Source organism: Amycolatopsis sp. NPDC004772 (assembly GCF_053601215.1).
Map to the genome: position 1 here is coordinate 22,620 of NZ_JBSGBK010000073.1, position 21,431 is coordinate 44,050.

The 21,431-nt window shown below is 70.6% G+C and carries 12 protein-coding genes and 2 tRNA genes; 9 read left to right on the top strand and 5 right to left on the bottom strand.

All coding sequences use genetic code 11. From position 1 onward, the window contains the following. Positions 1–35 precede the first annotated feature (35 nt). From ACWEF6_RS32535 to ACWEF6_RS32550, 4 genes are all read right to left on the bottom strand, one after another. Complete coding sequence (locus ACWEF6_RS32535) at positions 36–563, bottom strand: hypothetical protein (RefSeq protein ID WP_449686430.1); 528 nt, start codon at positions 561–563, stop codon at positions 36–38. Between the two features lie 87 nt (positions 564–650). Next, positions 651–3,182 carry a trehalose-phosphatase gene (gene otsB, locus ACWEF6_RS32540; RefSeq protein WP_449686431.1) on the bottom strand — a complete coding sequence of 844 codons (2,532 nt, stop codon included), beginning with the start codon at positions 3,180–3,182 and terminating at the stop codon, positions 651–653. Between the two features lie 36 nt (positions 3,183–3,218). Continuing rightward, complete coding sequence (locus ACWEF6_RS32545) at positions 3,219–4,661, bottom strand: alpha,alpha-trehalose-phosphate synthase (UDP-forming) (RefSeq protein ID WP_310968938.1); 1,443 nt, start codon at positions 4,659–4,661, stop codon at positions 3,219–3,221. 81 nt (positions 4,662–4,742) lie between these two features. After that, a complete protein-coding gene (locus tag ACWEF6_RS32550) occupies positions 4,743–6,242 on the bottom strand; it encodes a threonine/serine ThrE exporter family protein (protein ID WP_449686432.1) in 1,500 nt (499 codons plus the stop codon). A 180-nt stretch (positions 6,243–6,422) separates the two neighbouring features. Here ACWEF6_RS32550 and ACWEF6_RS32555 point away from each other — a divergent pair. Continuing rightward, positions 6,423–6,495, top strand: a tRNA-Thr gene (locus tag ACWEF6_RS32555). 217 nt (positions 6,496–6,712) lie between these two features. On the opposite strand, the gene ACWEF6_RS32560 is transcribed toward ACWEF6_RS32555, so the two are convergent. Next, positions 6,713–7,855, bottom strand: coding sequence for a Fic family protein (locus ACWEF6_RS32560; protein ID WP_449686433.1), 1,143 nt, complete (start codon positions 7,853–7,855; stop codon positions 6,713–6,715). Positions 7,856–8,083: 228 nt separating this feature from the next. Here ACWEF6_RS32560 and ACWEF6_RS32565 point away from each other — a divergent pair, with 228 nt between their 5' ends. The 8 genes from ACWEF6_RS32565 to ACWEF6_RS32600 form a co-directional block, all read left to right on the top strand. Then, complete coding sequence (locus ACWEF6_RS32565) at positions 8,084–8,662, top strand: hypothetical protein (RefSeq protein ID WP_449686434.1); 579 nt, start codon at positions 8,084–8,086, stop codon at positions 8,660–8,662. 5 nt (positions 8,663–8,667) lie between these two features. Further along, positions 8,668–10,677, top strand: coding sequence for a flotillin family protein (locus ACWEF6_RS32570; RefSeq protein WP_449686435.1), 2,010 nt, complete (start codon positions 8,668–8,670; stop codon positions 10,675–10,677). After that, positions 10,674–15,530: a DNA repair ATPase gene (locus ACWEF6_RS32575; protein ID WP_449686436.1), complete on the top strand. Its 4,857-nt coding sequence runs from the start codon at positions 10,674–10,676 to the stop codon at positions 15,528–15,530. Before ACWEF6_RS32570 ends, ACWEF6_RS32575 begins: the two co-directional genes overlap by 4 nt. A 308-nt stretch (positions 15,531–15,838) precedes the next feature. After that, a tRNA-Glu gene (locus ACWEF6_RS32580) sits at positions 15,839–15,910 on the top strand. Positions 15,911–16,080: 170 nt separating this feature from the next. After that, complete coding sequence (locus ACWEF6_RS32585; protein WP_449686437.1) at positions 16,081–18,183, top strand: hypothetical protein; 2,103 nt, start codon at positions 16,081–16,083, stop codon at positions 18,181–18,183. A 138-nt stretch (positions 18,184–18,321) separates the two neighbouring features. After that, positions 18,322–19,185 (top strand): alpha/beta fold hydrolase, encoded by an 864-nt coding sequence (locus tag ACWEF6_RS32590; protein ID WP_449686438.1) that lies wholly within the window; start codon positions 18,322–18,324, stop codon positions 19,183–19,185. 590 nt (positions 19,186–19,775) lie between these two features. Beyond that, complete coding sequence (locus ACWEF6_RS32595) at positions 19,776–21,173, top strand: MFS transporter (RefSeq protein WP_449686439.1); 1,398 nt, start codon at positions 19,776–19,778, stop codon at positions 21,171–21,173. Between the two features lie 14 nt (positions 21,174–21,187). Beyond that, on the top strand, positions 21,188–21,431 hold a 244-nt coding region (locus ACWEF6_RS32600), incomplete at its 3' end, for a TetR family transcriptional regulator (RefSeq protein WP_449686440.1).

Here is a 21,431-nt window from a genome sequence, read left to right on the forward strand (position 1 = left end):
ATCGGCATCGAGTGTCTACAGAGGACGAACGCCGCTCACCAGATCGGGTGGTCGCTGTACTTCCTGAGCGTCTGCACGGACGGCCGCACGTACAACGTCCCCGCCAGGAAGCCCATGGTGGCGAAGGCGAGTGTCGAGAACGTCGTCAGCAGATCGGGCGCCTGCAGCTCCGCCGTGTCGCGCCACACCCGGAACACGATCGGGACCGCGAACGAGCCGAAGATCAGCACCAGCGTCAGCACGTACGTGAGCCGCAGGGCGCTGCGGGTCGCCGTGGCGCTGGCCACCACCAGGTAGTCGCCGCGGAGGCAGCGGCGGCACGTCAGGACCAGGACCGCGATCGCCAGCACGCCCAGCGGGGGCAGCACCGCCGCGGCCTTGCCGAGGAGGGTGTCCGGGAACGCGTGGCCGTGGACGATGCCCTGGAGGAACGTCGTGAGGCCGAACAGGAGCGCCATCCCGGCGATCATCGAGCAGCCGACGACCACCGAACCCCAGCGCACCCGCTCGGCGAACCGCGGGGGCAACGGCACGAACTCGACCTGGCCGAAGGTCCCCTGCACCCGTCTCACCTCCGAAAGCCGTGAAGGCCACAGTAAGGGACTAACTGTCCCTCGACGTGGCCTTCACGGACTTTCGGACCGAAAGGGCTAACTGGCCGCCAGCAAGTTGGCGCAGCGGATGAGCCCGATGTGGGAATAGGCCTGCGGATGATTGCCGAGGGACCGTTCCGCGATCGGGTCGTACTGCTCCGGCAGCAGGCCGGTCGGGCCCGCCGCCGCGACGATCTGGTCGAACAGCTCCTGGGCCTCGGTGCGCCGCCCGGTGAGCAGGTACGCCTCGATCAGCCACGCCGCGCAGATGTGGAAGCCGCCCTCGCCGCCGGGGAGGCCGTCGTCGCGGCGGTAACGGTACACAGTGGACCCACTGCGCAGCTCCGCCTCGATCGCGGTCACCGTCTGCTGGAAGCGCTCGTCGGCCGGGTCGATCAGGCCGGTGAGGCCGACGAACAGCGAGGCCGCGTCCAGGTCCGTGCCGTCGTAGGCCGTGGTGAACGCCTGGACCTCGTCGTTCCAGCCGTGGGTGAGGACGTCCGCCTTGATCTCCTCGCGCAGGCCGTGCCAGTTGCCCGGGATCTCCCGGCCGTACTGCTCGCCCAGCGCGATCGCGCGGTCGATGGTCACCCAGCACATGACCCGGGAGTAGACCCGGTGGCGCGGCACGTGCCGCTCCTCCCAGATCCCGTGGTCGGGCTCGTTCCAGCGCCGCGTCACGGCTTCCGCCATCGCGCGGACCATCTGCCAGTCCTCGTCGCGCAGCTCGTGGCGCGCCTCCGCGAGCGTCCGGACGAGCTCGACGACCGGGCCGAAGACGTCCAGCTGGACCTGGTGGTTCGCCAAGTTGCCGACGCGAACCGGGCGCGAACCGGCGTAACCGGGCAGCGATTCGATAACCGCTTCGGCGCCGATGACGCTGCCCGCGAGGGTGTACAGCGGGTGCAGGCGCTCCGGGCCGGCCAGCGTGGCGAGCACGCCGTGCAGCCAGCGCAGGTAGCCCTCGGCCTCCTCGATCGAGCCCAGGTGCACGAGCTCCCGCACGGTCATCGCGGCGTCGCGGATCCAGCAGTAGCGGTAGTCCCAGTTGCGGACACCGCCGATCTCCTCCGGCAGCGACGACGTCGCCGCCGCCAGCACGCCGCCGGTGTCGGTGTTGACCAGGCCGCGCAGCGTCAGCGCCGAGCGCAGCACCAGGTCGGTCTGCACCTTCGGCAGCTGCAGCTTCGACGTCCACTCGCTCCAGTAGCGGCCGGCGCGGTCCCGGCGTTCCACTTCGGACAGTTCGTGCGGGCCGAGGTCGGTGGTGCCGCAGCGCAGCTCCAGCACGACCGGCTGGGTCGGCGTCGGCTGCACCAGCGCGGACGCGGTGTCGTGCAGGCCGTCCGAGGTGATGGTCCACTCGACGCCCGGCGAGTACAGCACGAACGGCTCCGACGTGCCGAGCACCCGGACACCGCCTTCGGTGACCTCGAGCTTCACCGGCACGCCGCCGAACTCGGGCCGCGGCGCGAACTTGACGCTCGCCGCCGCCTCGCCCGAGATCACCCGGACCAGGTCCGTCCGGTGCGGGGCGCTTTCCGGCTCGAGGTAGTCGGTGACGAGCAGGCGCGACCAGCGCGTTTCGACCGTCATCGTGTTCGGCAGGTAGCGCTGGCCGAGCGGGAGGCCGTTGCGGTGCGGCTTGATGGAGAAGTGGCCGGCCCCCTCGCCGCCGAGCAGGTCGGCGAACACCGCGGGCGCGTCCGGGCCGGGGTGGCACAGCCAGGTCAGCTTCGCGTCCGGCGTCAGCAGCGCGACCGAGCGCTCGTTGGCCAGCATCGACAGCCGCTCGATCGGCGGGGCCGACTCGCCGTACAGCCAGTTCCGGCGTTCCTCGAGGAGGAAGCCGAGCACCAGCGCCACGTCCACGGTGTCGGGCACGCGGAACCCGGCGAGCGTCTCGCCGTCGCCGACCTTGATGCCCAGGTCGGGGCCGGACAGCCGGGCGAAGGCCTTCTCGTCGGTGACGTCGTCGCCGAGGAAGATCGCCGCCGTGGCGCCGACCTGGTGACGCAGGATGTCCAGTGCGTGGCCTTTGTCCGTTTGGACGACCGCCAGCTCGACCACTTCCTTGCCGTCGGTGGTCGAGACGCCTTCCCAGGTGGATGGTCCGGAGTGGACGGCGGCGAGCACGCGACGGCCGGCCTCGTGCTCGGCCCGGCGGACGTGCACCGCGATGCTGGCCGGCTTGACCTCCAGCGACACGCCCGGGACGTCCAGCACGAGCTGCTCGAGCTCGGACTCCAGCCGCCGGTGCAGCCCGCGCGCCTTCTCGTCGAGGGCGTGGATGAAGCCGATGTCGAACTCGGAGCCGTGGCTGCCGACGAGGTTCACCTCGGAGGGCAGCCGCGAGAGCGTGGCCAGGTCGCGCAGCGCACGGCCGGAGATGACCGCCGTGGTGGTCTCGTGCAGACCGGCGAGCGATCTGAGGGCCCCGACGGACTCGGGCAGCGGGCGTGCCTCGTCGGGGTTGAGGGTGATGGGTGCCAGCGTGCCGTCGTAGTCGCAAGCGACCAGCAGACGCGGCGTGCGAGCGATCTGGACGATCGCGCGCCGCAGCTCGGCGGGCAGGGCCTCGGCAGTCAACACTCCTCCTCAGGAGCTCGTGCGTGGTCGTTCGGGTTAGTCGACCCCCTCGGCACCCAACGCCTGCAAGAACGAGCGCGCCCAACGATCGACATCGTGCGTGAGGACCTGGCGACGCATGGCGCGCATCCGGCGACGGCCCTCTGCCGGGTCGAGGGTAATGGCAGCCACTAGTGCGTCCTTCACCCCGTCCAGGTCGTGAGGGTTCACGAGGAATGCGCTAGAGAGCTCGGCGGCCGCGCCCGCGAACTCGGAAAGCACCAGCGCTCCGCCCAGATCGTGCCGCGCGGCGACGTACTCCTTGCACACCAGGTTCATGCCGTCGCGCAGTGGGGTCACCACCATGACATCGGCAGCGGAGAAGAACCCGGCCAGCTCGGTGCGGTCCACGGACTGGTGCAGGTAGTGCACGACCGGGTGGCCGACGCGGGCGAACTCGCCGTTGATCCGGCCGACCATCTGCTCGATCTCGCCGCGCATCCGCTGGTAGTGCTCGACGCGCTCGCGGCTCGGGGTGGCGAGCTGGACGAACGTGACGTCGTCCGGCTGCAGCCGGCCCTCGTGCAGCAGCTCGTGCAGCGCCTGCAGCCGCAGGTCGATGCCCTTGGTGTAGTCGAGCCGGTCCACGCCGAGCAGGACCGTCTTGGGGTTGCCGAGGTCGCGCCGCAGCTGGGCGGCCCGCTCCTGGACGCCCTTGGTGCGGGCGAGGCTGTCGAGGCCCGCGGCGTCGATGGAGATGGGGAAGGCGCCGACCCGCACGGTCCGGTCGCCGACCTGCATGGTGCCCGGCCGCGACCGGACGCCGACCGCGCCGCGCGTCGACTCGAGGCCGATCAGCTGGCGGCACAGCCAGAGGAAGTTCTGCGCGCCGCCGGGGCGGTGGAAGCCGACCAGGTCGGCGCCGGTGAGGCCGCGGATGATCGCCGCGCGCCAGGGCATCTGCATGAACAGCTCGACCGGCGGGAACGGGATGTGCAGGAAGAAGCCGATGCGCAGGTCCGGTCTCAGCTCGCGCAGCATCGCCGGCACCAGCTGGAGCTGGTAGTCCTGGATCCACACGGTCGCGCCCGGGGCGGCGACCTCGGCGCTGGCCTGGGCGAACCGGCGGTTCACCTTGACGTAGCTGTTCCACCACGCGCGGTCGAACACCGGGCGCTCGACGACGTCGTGGTAGAGCGGCCAGAGCGTCGCGTTGGAGAAACCTTCGTAGTAGTCGCGGACTTCGTCGGCGCTCAACGAAACCGGGTGCAGCACCAGGCCGTCGTCGTCGAACTCGTCGACGTCGACGTCGGGGACGCCGGGCCAGCCCACCCAGGCGCCCTTCCTCGACCGCAGGAACGGCTCCAGCGCCGACACCAGCCCGCCCGGGCTGGCCGTCCACCGGCGCTCGCCCTCGGCGGTGCGTTCGAGGTCCACCGGTAGCCGGTTCGCCACCACGACGAAATCGGCCTGGTTCGCGTTCTCCTTCTGGTCACTCACGTCGCCTGCTCCTCGCGTCTGGGTCGCGGCCCCAGAGTGAAACCCTATCGCGTGAGCGATGAACATTCGGTGACCGCGGTGTTACTCCAAGCTCCGTTCCGTCGGCTCGAGCGGACCAGCCATGCGTGGTCCGGCGAACCGGCGCTCCAGCCTGCCCAGGCCGGTGCGCACCGGCTGGGCGAGCCATTCCCCGAGTACCACGCCCGCTGCCAGGGCAAGCCCGATTGCGACGGCCGTCATGAGCGTCGAGATGTTGCCGCTCGGCTCCACCCCGATTTGGTATAGACCACGGTAGGTCGAGAGGCCGGGAAGCAGGGGAGTGATCCCGGACACGGCGACCACCAGTGGAGTAACGCCGAGCCGCCGCGCGAGCACGCCGCCGCAGAACCCGACCAGCGTCGCGGCCACCGCGGACGAGCTCACGCCGTCCAGCTTGGCCAGCATGAGCGAGCCGTAGACGGCGGCGCCGATGCCGCCCGCGGCCGCCGCGACCAGCATGGCGCGCATCTTCGAGTAGCTCGCGAGCGCGAAGCAGGCGGAGGCGCCGGCCCCGCCGAGCACGACCAGCGGCAGCTGCTGCGGCGTCGACCCGGTCACCTCGGGCAGCGGGGTGCGCGGCAGGCCGAGCATGACGGCGATCCGCAGGGCGAGCACGACCCCGGCGATCAGGCCCGCCGACATCAGCGCGGTCTCCATGGTGCGGCCGGCGGCGGTGACGTTGTAGCCGGTGATGGCGTCCTGGACGGCCGAGACGGTGGACAGCCCGGACAGCAGCACGGTGACCGCGGCCGCGACGACCAGCGTCGGTTTGTCCGTGGTCAGGACGTTGCTGCTGACGATGAGCATGGCCGAGAGCGTGGCGACCAGGCCGCCGACCACCTGCTGGAAGAAGAACGGCAGCCCGTACCGGTTCACCACCCGGCCGACCCGGTCGATGACGCCGCTGATGACGAACGCGACGAGCGCGATGTCGAACCCGCCGCCGAGCAGGATGGTGACGAACGCGGCGACCCCGCCCCAGGACAGCGTCGCGACCCAGCGCGGGTAGGGGTGCGGCGCCGAGGTGATCCGCTCCAGCTCGGTCTGCGCCTGCTCGGCGCCCATGTGCCCGCGAACGATCTTGCGGACGAGCTTCTCGGTCTCGGTCAGCCGGGTGTAGTCGAGGCTGCGGCTGCGCACCACGCGCAGAGCGGTGATGGGCGTCAGGTCGGTGCCGCGGTGGCAGGTCACGGTGATCGACGTGAAGATGACGTCGACCTCGCAGTGCGGCAGCCCGAGCGCGCCGGCGATGGCGATGATGGTCGCGGTGACGTCCGAGGCGCCGGCCCCGCTGGCCATCTGGACCTCGCCGATGCGCAGGCTCAGGTCGAGCACGAAGTTGACGGTGGCCTCGTCGGGCAGCTGCGGCCCCATGGCCTCTTCGGCGTCGACGGCGGGGAACTCCCCGGTCGGCGCTTCGAGGACGTGCCAGGGCCGCCTCTTGAGCAGGTTGGGGCGGTGGACCCGGGGGCGCTGAGCGGGGGGTTCCAGCAGCGGCCATCTGGTCGCCCGGCCCCCGTTGGTGCGCTCGTTGATCTTCATGATCCATCCACCTCCTCGCTCGTTCCCCGAAGACCATCGACGGCCACCCGCCGACCGTTGCACGGATCATGGAGTGGCGTCCACCACGTCCCTCCATAGTGGCCTGGACCTGCGGATCCCGCTCCGCGAATCGATCACCGGAGAGGGCTCGGTACACTGGCTGCGGCGTCTCGGCGCCAGGCCGGTATAGCTCAGCTGGTAGAGCATCTGTCTTGTAAACAGAAGGTCAGGGGTTCGAGCCCCCTTGCCGGCTCCTTCATTTCCAGAACGAAAGCGTTTCGCGACTGGACGATGGCGCGCTCAACGCCTGGTGAGTGCGACCGTCGCGCCGACGGCAGGGTTGGCGGTCGCACTTGTGCTGGCCGTCGCCGTGCGCGACACGGCTGTTCAGGGTGAGTCGGCTCCGCTGAGGGGAGCCGTCACCTTGGCGTGTGCTTCGGCGGCTGCGGCCGCGGTTTGTCCAGGGCCTGTCAGTCCGCGAAGGGGTCGGTCGTGTCCTTCGGACCGCGCGCCGCTCGCACGCGCTCCCTGATCTCGACCAAAGGTGGCTTGGCGACGTAGTGCCGCCCTCGCTTCTCGCCTTCGGCTTCGAGAAGGCCGGCGGCCACGAGGGCGCGCAAATCGCGGCTGGCTGTGGCTTCCGTGATTTCTTCGGGGCTGTCTTCGAAGTAGGCACGGTAGGTGGCATTGCGCACGCGGAGGCCGATCATCGCGTCGAACAAGGCCATGGCACTCCGCTCGGGAAGGCCGCGGCCCTGGACGAGCGTTTCCAGCTCCGCCCACATGCGTTCGCTTTCCTTGACCCGCTGGAGCATCGTGCGTGCCTGGCGCAGGTGCGCGGTCAGCGTGAACCGGATCCACGGGCGGGCGTCCCGCCGGGGTTGCCAAGACCCGCCGCCCACCTCGCCGAGCACGTCATAGTAGGCCTGTGTGTTCTGGCCCAGGTACTCCTCGATGCTCATGAACACCGGGCTCAGCACCCCACTCCGGGCCAGGACGAGGCTTTGCAGGCAGCGGGCCATGCGCCCGTTCCCGTCGCGGAACGGGTGCACCATGACGAGGTTCAGGTGGGCCATGGCGGCCCGGACGATGTCCGGGCACTCGGTTCCGGTGTTCAAGCCCGTGGCCAGTTCCCGCATCAGGGCCGGCACCAGGCTCAAGTCCGCGCCCTCGTGGACGATCTCGCCCGTCGTGTCGTTCCGGACGTAGATGCTCCCGGCCCGCCATCGGCCCGGGCGGTTCTTCAGCGCGTAGTTCGTCATCATGTAATGCAGGCTCTTCAGCAACTGGTCGCTGTACTCGAAGTCTTCGTCTTCGGCCAGCTGCAGCACGTAGGTCATCGCTTCGCGGTAGCCGGTCAGTGCCAAGCGGGTTTCTTCGTCGACTTCGAGCGGTTCCTCGCCGGCGGCTACGTCGACCGCGTCGTCGAGCCCGGCTTCATAGCCTTCGATGCTGTTCGAACCTTGGATGGCCCGCGCAAGGGATACCCGGCGCAGGGAACCCGCCCAGCGCCGAGGCTCGGTCAAGTGGAAGCGCAGGGCCGTCTTGAGCTCCTCGACCTGCGTCAGGACCTCTCGCTCGCATTCGTCGAGCTCCGGCGTTTCGAACAACATGCTTGTAACTCGGATAGCCACGATCGTTGTGATGGTCAGCTAACCGCCTCCATGTTGGATACTATACCAACACTCTGGTGGTAGGGTATCGAGGGTAGGTGACTTAACCGACGAGACGAACGACACCGCGGCGAGATGAGCTCGTGTCCGAAATGTTCGTCCCCGCCTCCTCCTGCCGGTTATAGTCGCTGGCCAGGGCCCCGCGCCGCCGGGGCCTTCCATGGGGGGATGGAAACGATGAGCGGGTTCGTCGCCGCGGCGCTGGCTTTTCCGGCCGTGCTCTTCAGCTTCCTGCTGGTCGTCGTGATCGGCTACTGGGGGCTGGCCCTGCTCGGCGTCTTCGACGTCGAAGACGGGGAGATCGGGTTCTTCGGCGGGGTTCCGCTGTCCATCTCGCTGTCGCTGCTGGTCGCCTTCAGCTGGTTCCTCAGCCTCGTCGGTGCGGTCCTCATCGAAGGTGCGCCCCTGCGGATCCTGCTCGGCTTCGGCGTCCTGGCCGGCGCGCTCGTGGGCGGGGCACTCGGGACGCGGCTGATCATCGTGCCGCTTCGCCGGGTCTTCGCCGGAGTCGAGCCGACGCGGCGGGACTTCGTCGGCCGGGTTGCCGTCGTTCGGACGTCGAGTGTCACCGAGGACTTCGGGCAGGCCGAAGCCGCCGCTGCCGACGGCTCTTCGGCGATCGTCCAAATCCGACTGGCCGGCGAAGGCAACCTCGGCGTCGGCAGCCGCGTTGTCCTCTACGACTACGACGCCGAAGGAGAGTTCTTCTGGGTCAGCCCCATGGAACTCGAGGCAGAAAAGGACTGAACTGAATGGATGCCATCGGCCTGGGGGCCGGCGTGTTGATCGCCGTCGTGGTCCTGATCGTCCTCGTGCTGCTGTTCGTCGTGAGCCGGCTGTTCCGCAAGGTGCCGCAGGGCAAAGCGCTGATCATCTCCAAGGTGCGCAAGGTCGACGTCACCTTCACCGGCGCGGTCGTGCTGCCCGTGCTGCACAAGTCCGAGGTCATGGACATCTCGGTGAAGACGATCGACATCGAGCGCACCGGCCAGGAAGGCCTGATCTGCCGCGACAACATCCGCGCCGACATCCGGATCTCGTTCTTCGTCCGCGTCAACAAGACCGTCGAGGACGTCGTGAAGGTCGCGCAGGCGATCGGCACCGAACGCGCCAGCGATCAGGGCACCCTGCAGGAACTGTTCAACGCGAAGTTCTCCGAAGCGCTGAAAACCGTCGGCAAGCAGCTGGACTTCGTTGACCTCTACACCAAGCGCAACGAATTCCGCGACCAGATCATCCGCGTCATCGGCACCGACCTCAACGGCTACAGCCTGGAAGACGCGGCCATCGACTACCTCGAGCAGACCCCGATGGCGTCGCTCGACGCGGCGAACATCCTCGACGCGCAGGGCATCCGGAAGATCACCGAACTGACGGCGATCGAGCACGTGCGCACCAACGAATTCCGCCGTCACGAAGAAAAGGAGATCACGCGCCAGAACGTCGACGCGCGGGAAGCGATCCTCGAGCTGGAACGGCGTCAGGCCGACGCGGAAATCAAGCAGCGCCGCGAAATCGAAACCATGCGGGCGCGCGAAGAAGCCGAAATCACGAAGGTGCAGGCCGAGGAACGGCTCAAGTCGCAGGCCGCGCAATTGCGCACCGACGAGCAGCTCGGCATCCAGCAGCAGAACCAGCAGCGCGAAATCGAGGTCGCCGGCAAGAACCGCGAACGCGTCATCGCCATCGAGTCCGAGCGGATCGAGAAGGACCGCCTGCTCGAGGTGATCGGCCGCGAGCGCGAAACCGAGCTGTCCCGGATCGCCAAGGACAAGGAGCTCGAGACCGAAAAGCGGTCGATCGCCGAGGTGATCCGGGAGCGAATCGCCGTCGAGAAGACCGTCGCCGAGCAGGAAGAGAACATCAAGAAGCTGCGCGTGGTCGAGGAGGCCCAGCGCACCCGCGAGGCGGTCGTCATCCGCGCCGAGGCCGAAGCGCAGGAGAACCTGGTCAAGGGCATCAAGGCCGCCGAAGCCGCGGAGCAGGCCGCCAAGTACAAGGCTCGCGAGGAGCTGACCCTCGCCGAGGCGCGCCAGCAGGCCGCCGAGCTGGAGACGCGGGCCAAGATCCGGCTCGCCGAGGGCATCCAGGCCGAGGAGGCCGCCGCCGGCCTGGCCGCCGCGCAGGTGCGCGAGCGCGACGCCGTCGCGCTGGAGAAGGTCGGCCGCGCCGAGGCGATCGTCGAGCGCGAGAAGACCGTCGTGGTCGCCGAAGCGCTGCGCGACAAGCTGAAGGGCGAGGCCGAGGGCCTCACCGAGAAGGCCGCCGCGATGGCCGCGCTCGACAGCGCGAGCCGGGAGCACGAGGAGTACCGGCTGCGCCTGGACGCCGAGAAGGAGATCCGGCTGGCCGCGCTCGACGTGCAGCGGGACGTCGCCGAAGCGCAGGCCGTCGTGCTCAGCGCCGGCCTGGAGAAGGCCGACATCGACATCGTCGGCGGCGAGACCGCGTTCTTCGACCGGATCGTCGGCTCGATCGGCCTCGGCAAGAGCGTGGACGGCTTCGTCCAGCACTCCGACGTCGTCGGCGCGCTCGCCCGGCCGTACGTCGACGGGTCGGCCAGCTTCACCGACGACCTCGCCAAGCTGATCGGCGCGGTCAGCACCGAGGACGTCAAGAACCTGACGCTGTCGGCCTTCCTGGCGAAGCAGCTGCAGGCCGGCGGGCCGGACAGCGACAAGCTCCGTGAGCTGATGACCACGGCGCAGCGGCTCGGCCTCGCCGAGACGTCGGTCGCCACCGTCGTCGCCGCGAAGCAGTGACGGCGGCCGAGACGGAGCTGGACGCGGGCACCTACGAGGTGCTCCGCGTCCGGCTGGCCGCCCAGGCCGCCGAGCTGGCGAAACGCGCGGACGAGCTCAACGCGCGGCGGCTGGAGGTCTTCGGCAGCGCGCAGCTCGCGCTGGTCGGCACCGAACGCATCCGCACCGCCAACAACTGCGTGCCCCGGGACATCGTCGCCGTCGACGGGCGGATGTTGTTCGGCTACAACGTTTTCATCGGCCTGAAGCCCGAGACGGCGGTCGACGACGTCTTCTCGCTGCAGCGCTTCAGCCGCGACGAAGACGCGTTCCGCTTCGACGACGTCAGCGCCGAGGAACTGCCCGAACTGCTGCGTGACGAGCAGTTCGGGCGGGACTTCGGCGAGCTCTACCGGTACTACCGCCAGGCCAAGCTGCTGCAGCTGCGCCGGCTGGACGGCAAGCTGCTCGCGGTGTTCCAGATCGGCCCGCGCACCGAGGACATCCGGGTGCTGCGGTGGGCGATCGCGGCCGACGGCTCGGTGTCCTATCTGGACAGCCGCGGCGAGCGCGACCACGTCTTCCCGCCGTCGCACGACTTCGAGTGGGTCGAGACGACCCGCGAGGACCATGTCCTGGGCCGGCACCCGCACATCTCGATCGAGGACGAGGTGTTCGTCGAAACCGTCGGCGGCAACCTGACGGTCAAGGTCGAGAACAACACCGAGACCGGCGCCGGCGTGTACGCCGAGCCGGTGGACGAGCCGCTGCAGAGCCTCGCCGACGCCGAGGTCTCCTACGCCCGGATCGGCCCGCTGATCCTGCTGCGCATGCTGCCGTACAAGGAAACCGAGTACCGCTACCTGGTGTTCAACACGCGCACCCAGGACGTCGTGCGGCTCGACGGCATCGGGCAGGCCTGCCAGCGGCTGCCCGAGGACCACGGCATCATCTTCCCCGGCGGCTACTACCTCGACACCGGCGTCAGCAAGACGTTCGACACCACAGTGGACGGTCTCGAGTTCGAGCGCGTGATCCGTTCGCCCAACGGCGAGGACGTGTTGTACGTCTTCCACGCGCGGGCCGAGGGGCGCTCGCTCCTGCTGCCCTACAACGTGATCCGCAAGGAGGTCGCCAACCCGATCCCGTGCCACGGGTACTCGCTGTTCGACGACGGCACGATGATCCTGTTCCGCGCGCTGTCCGACGAACCGAGCCGGGTGCACCCGATGCAGGTGTGGCGGACGCCGTTCCAGTCGGACACCTACGCCGCGGCGCAGCCGGCCGGCACCGGGCCGCTGGAGCGGGTCGGGAACGCCGACCTCGTCCGCGGGATCTCCGACTGCCTGTCGATCACCCGGATGATCGGGGAGATGGCGCCGTCGGCGGCGGTGTTCGAGGCGCTGATCGCCGCCTGCGCCCGGGTCTTCGACCACTACCACTGGCTGGGCGAGACCGAGCTGGGCGACCTGCGTTCGCCGCTGTCCGACGTCCGGGTCACCGCCGAGCAGGTGCTGGACGAGTTCGAGACGGTCACCTCGCTCACCGCGCAGGCGGCCGAGGCCGTCGACACCGCGGCGGCCGACACGGCGTCGCTCGTGCGGCGCGTGCGGGGCGAGGCGCTGAACGCGGCGGACGCCTGGGTGCGCCGCCTCGCCGAGATGCACCGGGCGCGCGGGCGGCTGGTCACCGTGCGGGAGCTGCGGTACGCCGACACCGCGCGCGTGGACACGCTGATCGCGGACCTGGACACCGAGTTCGCCGAGGCCGCGCAGCGGGCCGTGCGGTTCCTGCAGGGCGAGGAGGCGTTCACCGGCTACCACGCCGAAGTGGACGGTCTCATCGCCGCGGCGGGCGCGATCAAGACCGTCGCCGAGGCCGGCCCGGTCGCCGAGCGGCTCGACGAGCAGTCCGCCGGCCTGGAGGTCCTCACCGACGTCGTGGGCGGGCTGGACATCGCCGACGCCGTCGTCCGGACGAAGATCCTGGAGCGCGTCGGCGAGGTGATCGGCGCGGTCAACCGCGCCCGGGCGACGCTCGACGCGCGCCGCAAGGAACTCCTGGAAACCGAGGGCCGGGCCGAGTTCGCGGCCGAGTTCGCGCTGCTCGCGCAGGCCATCACCGGCGGGCTCGCGGTCGCGGACACCCCGGAGCGCTGCGACGAGCAGCTGGGCCGGCTGCTGCTGCAGCTGGAGAACCTCGAATCGCGGTTCGGGGAGTTCGACGACTTCCTGACCTCGCTCGGGGAGAAGCGCACCGACGTCTACGAGGCGTTCTCCTCGCGCAAGCAGGCGCTGCTCGACGAGCGGGCGCGCCGGGCGGACAGGCTGGTCGAGTCGGCCGGGCGCATCCTCGGCAGCGTGACGCGCCGGGTCGGGTCACTCGGCTCGGCCGAGGAGATCAACACCTACTTCGCGGCCGATCCGATGGTCTCGAAGCTGCGCAGCGTCGTCGAGGACCTGCGGGCGCTCGGCGACCAGGTGCGGGCCGAAGAGCTGGAAGGCCGGGTGAAGGCCGCTCGCCAGGAGGCCGGCCGGGCCCTGCGCGACCGGCTCGACCTCTACGGCGAGGGCGGCGAGACGATCCGCCTCGGCCGCAACACCTTCGCCGTCAACACCCAGGACGTCGACCTGACGCTGGTGCCGCACGACGGCTCACTGAAATTTGCGATCACCGGCACCGACTACCGGGCGCCGGTGCGCGACGCCGCGTTCGAGGCGACCCGGCCGTACTGGGAGCAGCTGCTGGTCTCGGAGTCGCCGGAGGTCTACCGGGCCGAGTACCTCGCGACCTCGATCCTCGCCGAACGGCCGGCCGCCGAGCTGGTCGAAGCCGACCTCCTGGAAGTCGTGCGGAGCGTGGCCGGGGAGCGGTACGACGAGGGGTACGCGCGCGGCGTGCACGACCACGACGCCGCCGCGATCCTGGGCGCCCTGCTGCGGCTGCGGTCCGCCGCCGGGCTGCTGCGTTACCCGCCCGCCGCCCGGGCCGCGGCCCAGCTGTTCTGGGCGTTCGGCGCCGAAGAGCGGGCGCGCGCCGCCTGGACGACGCGGGCCGCGTCGCTCGCGCGGGTGCGGGAGGCGTTCGGCGCCACCCCGGCGATCGACGAGCTGTCGCGGGAGCTCACCGACGCGATCACGGCGTTCGCCGGCGGGCTCGGGCTCGACACCGAGTTCGCCGGGGAGTACCTGTTCGAGGAGCTCGCCGTCGCCCCGTCCGGGTTCGTCACCAGCGGTGGCGCGCGGGCGGTGCTGGACAAGTTCCGGCTCGACCGGCGGAGCTTCGCCGAAGACCTGGGTTCGCTCGACGACCTGGCGGACCGGTACCAGCTCGCCGACGCCTGGCTGCGGTCCTTCGCGGACTCGGCCGGGCTGCCGGCCGACGAGCTGCCCGAAGCCGTCGCGATCGAGCTGTGCGACCTGCCGCGGTACGACTCGTCGGCGACGCTGACGGCCACTGTGGACGGTCTGCTCGGCGCGCACCCGCGGATCACCGGGCGGTCGGTGACGGTGCGGCTCGACGAGACGCTCGCCAGGACGCACCGCTTCCGCCGCGATCGCGTGCCGGGTTTCCGCGCGTACCAGCGGCTGCGCAACGAACTCGTGGCCGCCGAACGCGACCGGCTCCGGCTGGACGAATACCAGCCGAAGGTGATGAGCGCCTTCGTCCGGAACCGGCTGCTCGACGAGGTCTACCTGCCGCTGATCGGCGACAACCTGGCCAAGCAGCTCGGCGCGGCCGGTGACGCCAAGCGCACCGACCAGTCCGGGCTGCTGCTGCTCATCTCGCCGCCGGGGTACGGCAAGACGACGCTCATGGAGTACGTCGCCAGCCGCCTCGGGCTGGTGTTCGTCAAGGTCAACGGGCCGGCGCTCGGCCACGACGTCACGTCGGTCGACCCGGCGGACGCGCCGAACGCGACCGCGCGGCAGGAGGTCGAGAAGATCTCGTTCGCGCTGGAGCAGGGCAACAACGTGCTGCTGTACCTCGACGACATCCAGCACACGTCGCCGGAGCTGCTGCAGAAGTTCATCTCATTGTGTGACGCGCAGCGGCGGATGGAAGGCGTGTGGGAGGGCCGCACGCGGACGTACGACCTGCGCGGCAAGCGGTTCGCGGTGTGCATGGCCGGCAACCCGTACACCGAGCAGGGCAAGCGGTTCCGCATCCCGGACATGCTCGCCAACCGCGCGGACGTCTGGAACCTCGGCGACGTGCTGTCCGGCAAGGAAGAGCTCTTCGCGCTCAGCTACGTCGAAAACGCGCTGACGTCGAACACCGTGCTGGCGCCGCTCGTGTCGCGCGAACGGTCCGATGTGGACATCCTGGTCCGGATGGCCCGCGGCGACGGTTCCGCGCGGGCGGACCAGCTTTCGCACGCGTATTCGGCCACGGAGCTGGAGCAGGTCCTCGCGGTGCTGCGGAAGCTGCTGCGGGTGCAGCGGATCGTGCTGGCGAACAACCAGGCCTACATCGCATCGGCGGCGCAGGCGGACGCTTCGCGCACCGAGCCGCCGTTCCAGCTGCAGGGTTCGTACCGGAACATGAACAAGCTCGCCGAGCGCATCGTGCCGGTGATGGACGACACCGAGCTCGAAGCCCTGATCGACGACCACTACGCCGGCGAGGCGCAGACGCTGACCTCGGGTGCCGAGGCCAACCTGCTCAAGCTGGCCGAGCTGCGGGAACGGCTGTCCCCTTCGCAGGCTCAGCGGTGGGCTGACGTCAAGGCGGCATACCTGCGGGAACAGGCGTTGGGCGGCGACGGCGAGGACCCGATGAGCCGCGCGGTCGGCGCGGTGGGCCTGCTGGCCGACCGGGTCGAGGCGGCCATCGGGCGAGCGGCGCAGCAGCTGGCGCGGGAAGAGGCTTAATTGCTTTGACGCGGCTCGGCGCGTCCGGTGATGATGGGTGCCACACGAACCGAGGAGGGCACATGACGACCATGGAATGGCAGCACATGGCGCACTTCTCGGGGCTCCCTGTCATGACGTAGCCGCGTCGTGGTCCAGGGGGCCGCCCGCCGGGAAACCGGGCCGGGCGGCTTTTTTCTTGAAATCGGCGAGCTTGGGAAGCGGCGCGGCCTCCAAAACCGCGGCCAGAGGGTTCGACTCCTTCCGCCGGTGCTCTTTTTCCCGGCATTCGTCTTCGCCGCAACCAGTGCGCGGACGCGAATGCGCTCGGCGCGTTGGTCCAGCGGTACGGATCCCCGGTTCTCACCCGGGAGACCCGGGTTCGACTCCCGGACGCGCTACCTTGGCCGAAGCCGAAGGAGACGAGGCCCCGGGTTGTGGTCCCGGGCGAAGCCGGTGCGAGTCCGGTCGGCCAACCCACGCGTGCGGTTCGGTAACCAGCGGGGCCTCATAAGCTCCGCCGACGTGGTTCGACACCACGGCGCGCGACCACCTACCCGGGGGAACTTCCATGCTGCAGACGATCATCAGCCACACCTTGCGCGTCCCGCGTGCCGCCGCACCGGCCGGCGACGGGTCCGCCGTCGCCCGGCAGCTGGACGTCGTGCTGCTCAGCGTGGGGTTCAAGGCCGATCGCGCGCTGCTCGGCCACCTGTCCACCGTGGCGCCCGGCGCGGCGATGGACCTCGCCGCGGCCGTCGTCGGTGCCGTCCGCGGCCTGGTCGGCGACCACGTGCGGCACAACGCCTACTTCAAGAAGTTCCCGCGCCGCGTGCCGGACACCGTCGAGTTCTGGGTCTCCTGCCTGCGCCACACCGGCGGCGGCGACGTCGTCGACCTGCTCACGCTGCCGGGCTACGGCCGCTACCAGCACAGCTTCGCCGACCTGCTCGCCGCGCACGACGAGCTGGTCGCGTCGATCAAGGACCGGGTGACCGTCGTCCACTTGGGCGGCACGCTCGAGGAAGAAACCCGCGCGCTGTACCGATCCTTGGCCGAGTCCGGCACCCCGCTGGGGGAAGCCGACCTGCAGCTGCTCGCCGAGCTGGCGGTCACCTGCGGCGACGTCGAGCTCGAAGCCGTGCCGGTGCGCGAAAACCGGGCCGTGCTCAACGCGGTCCGGCTGGCGGAAGGCCGGCCGCTGGTCGCGGTCGACACCGTCGTCGACGTGCTGCGCGCGGCGTGCCAGGCCAGCGGCGGCGACGTCACGCTGGCCGAACCGACCCGGTTCCGCAGCTTCCGCCGCCGCGAGCGGCGCATCCTGCTGGCCGCGCTCGACGGCGTGGTCGCGAGCAACGCGGGCAAGCTCGGTGACGTCTCCCGCTTCGCCGAGCGGTTCAAGCGGCTGGGCACCTACCTGCACCCGTACGAGACCACGGCGTACCCGGGCGCGCGCGAGGTGTTCGACGTCGCCCGCGGCGACCGCAAGGTCTCCTCGGTGGCCGGCCGTGCGGAGCGCGCGTTCGCCGACGGCGACGTCTCGCGCGCCGCCGAGGTGCTGACCGCCGCGCCGGGCCTGTTCATGCGGTCGCTGGACCGGCTGCTGCGGCAGGCCGACCCGGTCGACGACGTCCTCGCCGCGGCCGGCACGGTGCTGGGTTCGGTGTCCGGCCGGGTGCTGTGCTCCGTGCGCGAGCACCTGCTGAACCGCGCCACGCCGGACGCCGCTCGCGTGTTCACCACGCGCAGCCGTCGAGCGTGGGTCGCCGGCGACACCCGCCCGCCGCTGCCGCGCGAAGTGATCGCGCGGGTGAGCGAGCTGATCGACGCCGAGCTCTCCGCGCGGCTGCCGGCCGGCGGGCGGCTGGTGGTCGACCCGGCCGTGCTGGACGTCGCGCTCCCGCTGTCGGGGAAGGCGAGCGAGGACGGGTTCGCCGTGCTGCCGCGCGGTTCGCGCACCCACGTCGAGGGGGAAGTGCTGCGGTTCTTCACCTATTGGCGGCAGGCGCGGGAAACGACCGACTTCGACCTGTCGGCGTTGCTGCTGGACGCCCGCTTCCGGTACGCCGGGCACGTGTCGTGGACCAACTACCACGACGGCGGCGCGGTGTACTCGGGCGACCTCACCGAGGCGCCGCACGGGGCGACTGAGTTCATCGACATCCCGCTGGACTCGCTCGGCGCCGCGTACGTCGTACCGCAGGTGAACGTCTTCTCCGGCGAGGGTTTCGACGACGTCGCCGAGTCGATGTTCGGCTGGATGCTCCGCGACCGGGCGCAGGCCGGCGCGCCGTTCGAGCCCCGCACCGTGCGGACCCGCTCGGACCTGCGCGGGCGCGGGCGCGTCGCGCTGCCGATGGTCTTCGGCCGCGACCGGGCCGGTACGTGGACGGCGACCTGGCTGCACCTCTACCTGTCCGGCTCGCCCCGGTTCAACCGGCTCGAGACGAACCAGGCGAGCACGAGCGTGCTGGCGCGCGGCCTGGTCGAGCGGAAGTACCTGACCGTCGGGTACCTCGTCGGGCTGATGCGCGACACCGAGGTGAGCGTGTGGGAGCCCGGTGCGCGGCCGGCCGAGCCGGTCACGTACGTCGGCCTGCACCGGCCGGAGGGGCTGCCCGAGGGGTCGACCGTGCTCACGCTGGAAACGCTCAACCGGTTGGTCCCGGCCTGATAGTCTTTTCGATGCGAGGCCATGAGCGGGCTTCCTTCTCCTCTGTAAACGGCCTAGCCCGCTCGCCTTCCTCGCCTCGGCGGAAATTGTCGGACCCCTCGTCTAACGTCTCGATGAGACCAGACGAGGGGAGTCCCGATGACCACACACACCTTGGAAACACCCGAAGCCGACATCGTCTACGACGTGCACGGCCCGGCGCCCGCCGAGAGCCCGCGGCCACCGCTGTTCATGATCGGGCAGCCGATGACGGCGGAGGGGTTCGGCGCGCTGGCGTCGCACTTCGCCGACCGCACGGTGGTCACCTACGATCCGCGCGGGCTCGGGCGCAGCGTCCGCAAGGACGGGCGAGAGGACCACGTCCCGGCCGTGCAGGCGGAGGACATCCACGCCGTCATTTCCGCGCTCGGCGCCGGGCCGGTGGAGGTGTTCGGCAGCAGCGGGGGCGCGGTCGCCGGGTTCGCGCTGGTGACCGCGCACCCGGAAGCCGTGAGCACGCTCGTCGCCCACGAGCCGCCGATCGTCGCGTCCCTGCCGGACGCGGCCGCGGCCGAGCGGGCCGGCCAAGCGGTGCGGGAAGCTTACGAGGCCAAGGGGTTCGGCGCCGGAATGGCGGCGTTCTTCACGATGACGTCGTGGCAGGGCCCGTTCACCGACGCGTACTTCGCACTCCCACTGGCGGACCCGGTCCAATTCGGACTCCCACCCGAGGACGACGGCCGCCGCGACGACCCACTCCTGACCGAACGCACCCTGGCGGTGAGCGCGTACCGGCTCGACGTCCCGGCCTTGGCCGCGGCCCCGACGCGGATAGTAGTGGCGGTCGGCGAGGAGTCACGGGAGGTGTACACCGGCCGCGCGGCCATCGGAACGGCGACGCTGCTCGGCCAGGAGGCAACGGTGTTCCCCAGCCACCACGGCGGTTTCCTCGGCGGTGAGTACGGCTATGCCGGCCAGCCGGAAGCTTTTGCCGCGAAGCTGCGGGAGGTGCTTGAAAGCTGAGTTCCCGCCCCGCTCGCGCCAGTCATTGACCGGCTCGAGGTTGCGGCGGCGGCGTGCGGCCGCCGGTCGGCTCGAGCTCGGGGCGGCGTGCGTCGCGGCCGGGGCGGCGATCGGCACGACCGGGCTGCGCGGGCGGATGTCGGCGCGCAGCGGCGGTGCCCGTGGCGGCGAGGCTGGCTACCCGACCAGCCGGAGGCTTCGCTGGGCAGTCGGTGAGAGGTGCTCGTGAGCTTCCCGCTTGCGGTGACCATCTGCCGGCTCGAGCTCGGGGCGGCGATTGGCACGCCGGGCCGCTCGTGTGGACGGTGCCGAGCAGCGGCGTGCTGCCGGCTTGAGCTCGCGGCGGCGTGCGTCGCCACCGGGGCGGTGATCGGCGCGGCCGGATTGCGCGGGCGGATGTCGGCGCGCAGCGGCGGTGCCCGTGGCGGCGCCGTGGCTGGCCGAAGCCTTCGTCAACCAACTCCAGGAGGTCCTCAAGAACGAACCCCCACCTCTCCAGCACCCGCCGGACTCAATCAAACGTTTGGTTGACAGAGTCGTCCGGTTGCCTGACGATGGCTGCGTCAAGGTCGTCGCTGGGGAGGTACGTCGTGGAGAAGCACACGCTCAGGTGGTGGGCACTGGCGGTTGCGGTCCTCGCGGTGCTGGTGGACATGATCGACAACCAGATCGTCGCGGTGGCGCTGCCGACCATCAGGCGGGAGCTCGGCACCAGCGAGGCCGCGCTGCAGTGGATTTCGGCCGGCTACGCGCTGGGCTTCGCGCTCACGCTGATCACCGGCGGGCGGCTGGGTGATCGGCACGGGCCGAAGAAGCTGTTCGTGGCGGGCATGCTCGTGTTCACCGCCGCCTCGCTCGGGGCCGGGCTGGCCGGGCACGCCGGTGTGCTGATCGCCGCGCGGGTGGTGCAGGGGGTCGGCTCCGGGCTGATGGTGCCTCAGGTGCTGTCGTTCGTCCACACGGAGTTCGACGAGCGGGAACGCCCGAAGGCGATGGCCTGGTACGCGGCCGCCTTCCCGGTCGGCGGGCTCGCCGGGCCGCTGCTGGGTGGCGCGCTGACCGAGGCCGACCTGTTCGGCGCCGGCTGGCGGGCGATCTTCCTGGTGAACCTGCCGATCGGCGTGCTCGCGCTGGCCGGCGCGCTGGTCACCATGCCCGGCCGGCCGGGGTTCCTCCGGCACCGGATGGACCCCGTCGGGCTGGGGCTGCTGACCGCCGTGTTGTCCGCGATCTTCTACCCGCTGGTGCAGGGGCGCGAGCTGGGCTGGCCGACGTGGTCGATCGCGCTGCTGGTGGCGGCCGTCCCGCTGGCCGGCGTGTTCGCGTGGCACCAGCGGCGCCAGTTCCGCCGCGGCGGCGAACCGCTGCTCCCGCCGGACCTGCTGCGGCAGGTGGCCGGCAGCCAGGCCGTCCTGCTCTGCGTCAACACCGGCGTCGGCGTCTTCTTCGTCCTGACGCTGCACCTGCAGCTCGGGCTCGGCTTCACGCCGTGGGAAGCGGCTCTGACGTTCGCGCCGTCGACGTTCGGCATCGTCGTGGGCAACGTCCTGGCCATGCGCCTCGCCCCGAAGCTCGGGCGCGCGTTCACCGCCGGCGCCGTCGCCGTGCTGCTGGCCGGGCTGGTCGTCCTCGCCGTCCTGGTGTCGCAAGTGGACACTGCGCTGCGCGGCTGGGAACTGGTGGTGCCGGTGATCGCCGTCGGGCTCGGCATGGGTGCGGTGCTGAACGCGCTGTTCGCCACGTCGATGGCGGGGATCCGGCCCGAGCAGGCCGGCGCGGCGTCCGGCGTCGTGAACACCACCGTCCAGCTCGGCACGGCGACCGGCATCGCCTTGTTCGGCACGGTCTTCTTCACCCGGCTGGACAGCGGGTCCGCGTCGGCGACGGCGGGCGCGCTCGCGGTCAGCGCCGGGGTGCTCGTGCTGGCCCTCGTCCTGACGGCGGCGCTGCCTCAAGCGTCTGTTCGACAGAGTCAAGCGGTTGGTTGACGTATAGTCGCGGCGTGACCGCGTCGAAGCCCCGCCGTTCGCCGAAGCCCCAGGAGCGTCAACGGGATCCGGAGCGCACCCGCCGGCTGATCCTGGAGGCGGCGGCCGCGGAGTTCGCGGCGAAGGGCTACGCCGGCGCGCGGATCGCGGCGATCGCGGCGCGGGCCGGGGTGAACCAGCAGCTGATCTCGTACTACTTCGACGGCAAGGAAGGCCTGTACCGGGCGATGTCGGAGGGGTGGGGACAGCGGCAGAGCG

Coding starts and splice junctions, on each gene's coding strand:
- ACWEF6_RS32565 (WP_449686434.1), top strand. CDS start 8,084: ATGGAAACGATGAGCGGGTTCGTCGCCGCGGCGCTGGCTTTTCCGGCC.
- ACWEF6_RS32585 (WP_449686437.1), top strand. CDS start 16,081: ATGCTGCAGACGATCATCAGCCACACCTTGCGCGTCCCGCGTGCCGCC.
- ACWEF6_RS32550 (WP_449686432.1), bottom strand. CDS start 6,242: ATGAAGATCAACGAGCGCACCAACGGGGGCCGGGCGACCAGATGGCCG.
- ACWEF6_RS32570 (WP_449686435.1), top strand. CDS start 8,668: ATGGATGCCATCGGCCTGGGGGCCGGCGTGTTGATCGCCGTCGTGGTC.
- ACWEF6_RS32560 (WP_449686433.1), bottom strand. CDS start 7,855: ATGTTGTTCGAAACGCCGGAGCTCGACGAATGCGAGCGAGAGGTCCTG.
- ACWEF6_RS32590 (WP_449686438.1), top strand. CDS start 18,322: ATGACCACACACACCTTGGAAACACCCGAAGCCGACATCGTCTACGAC.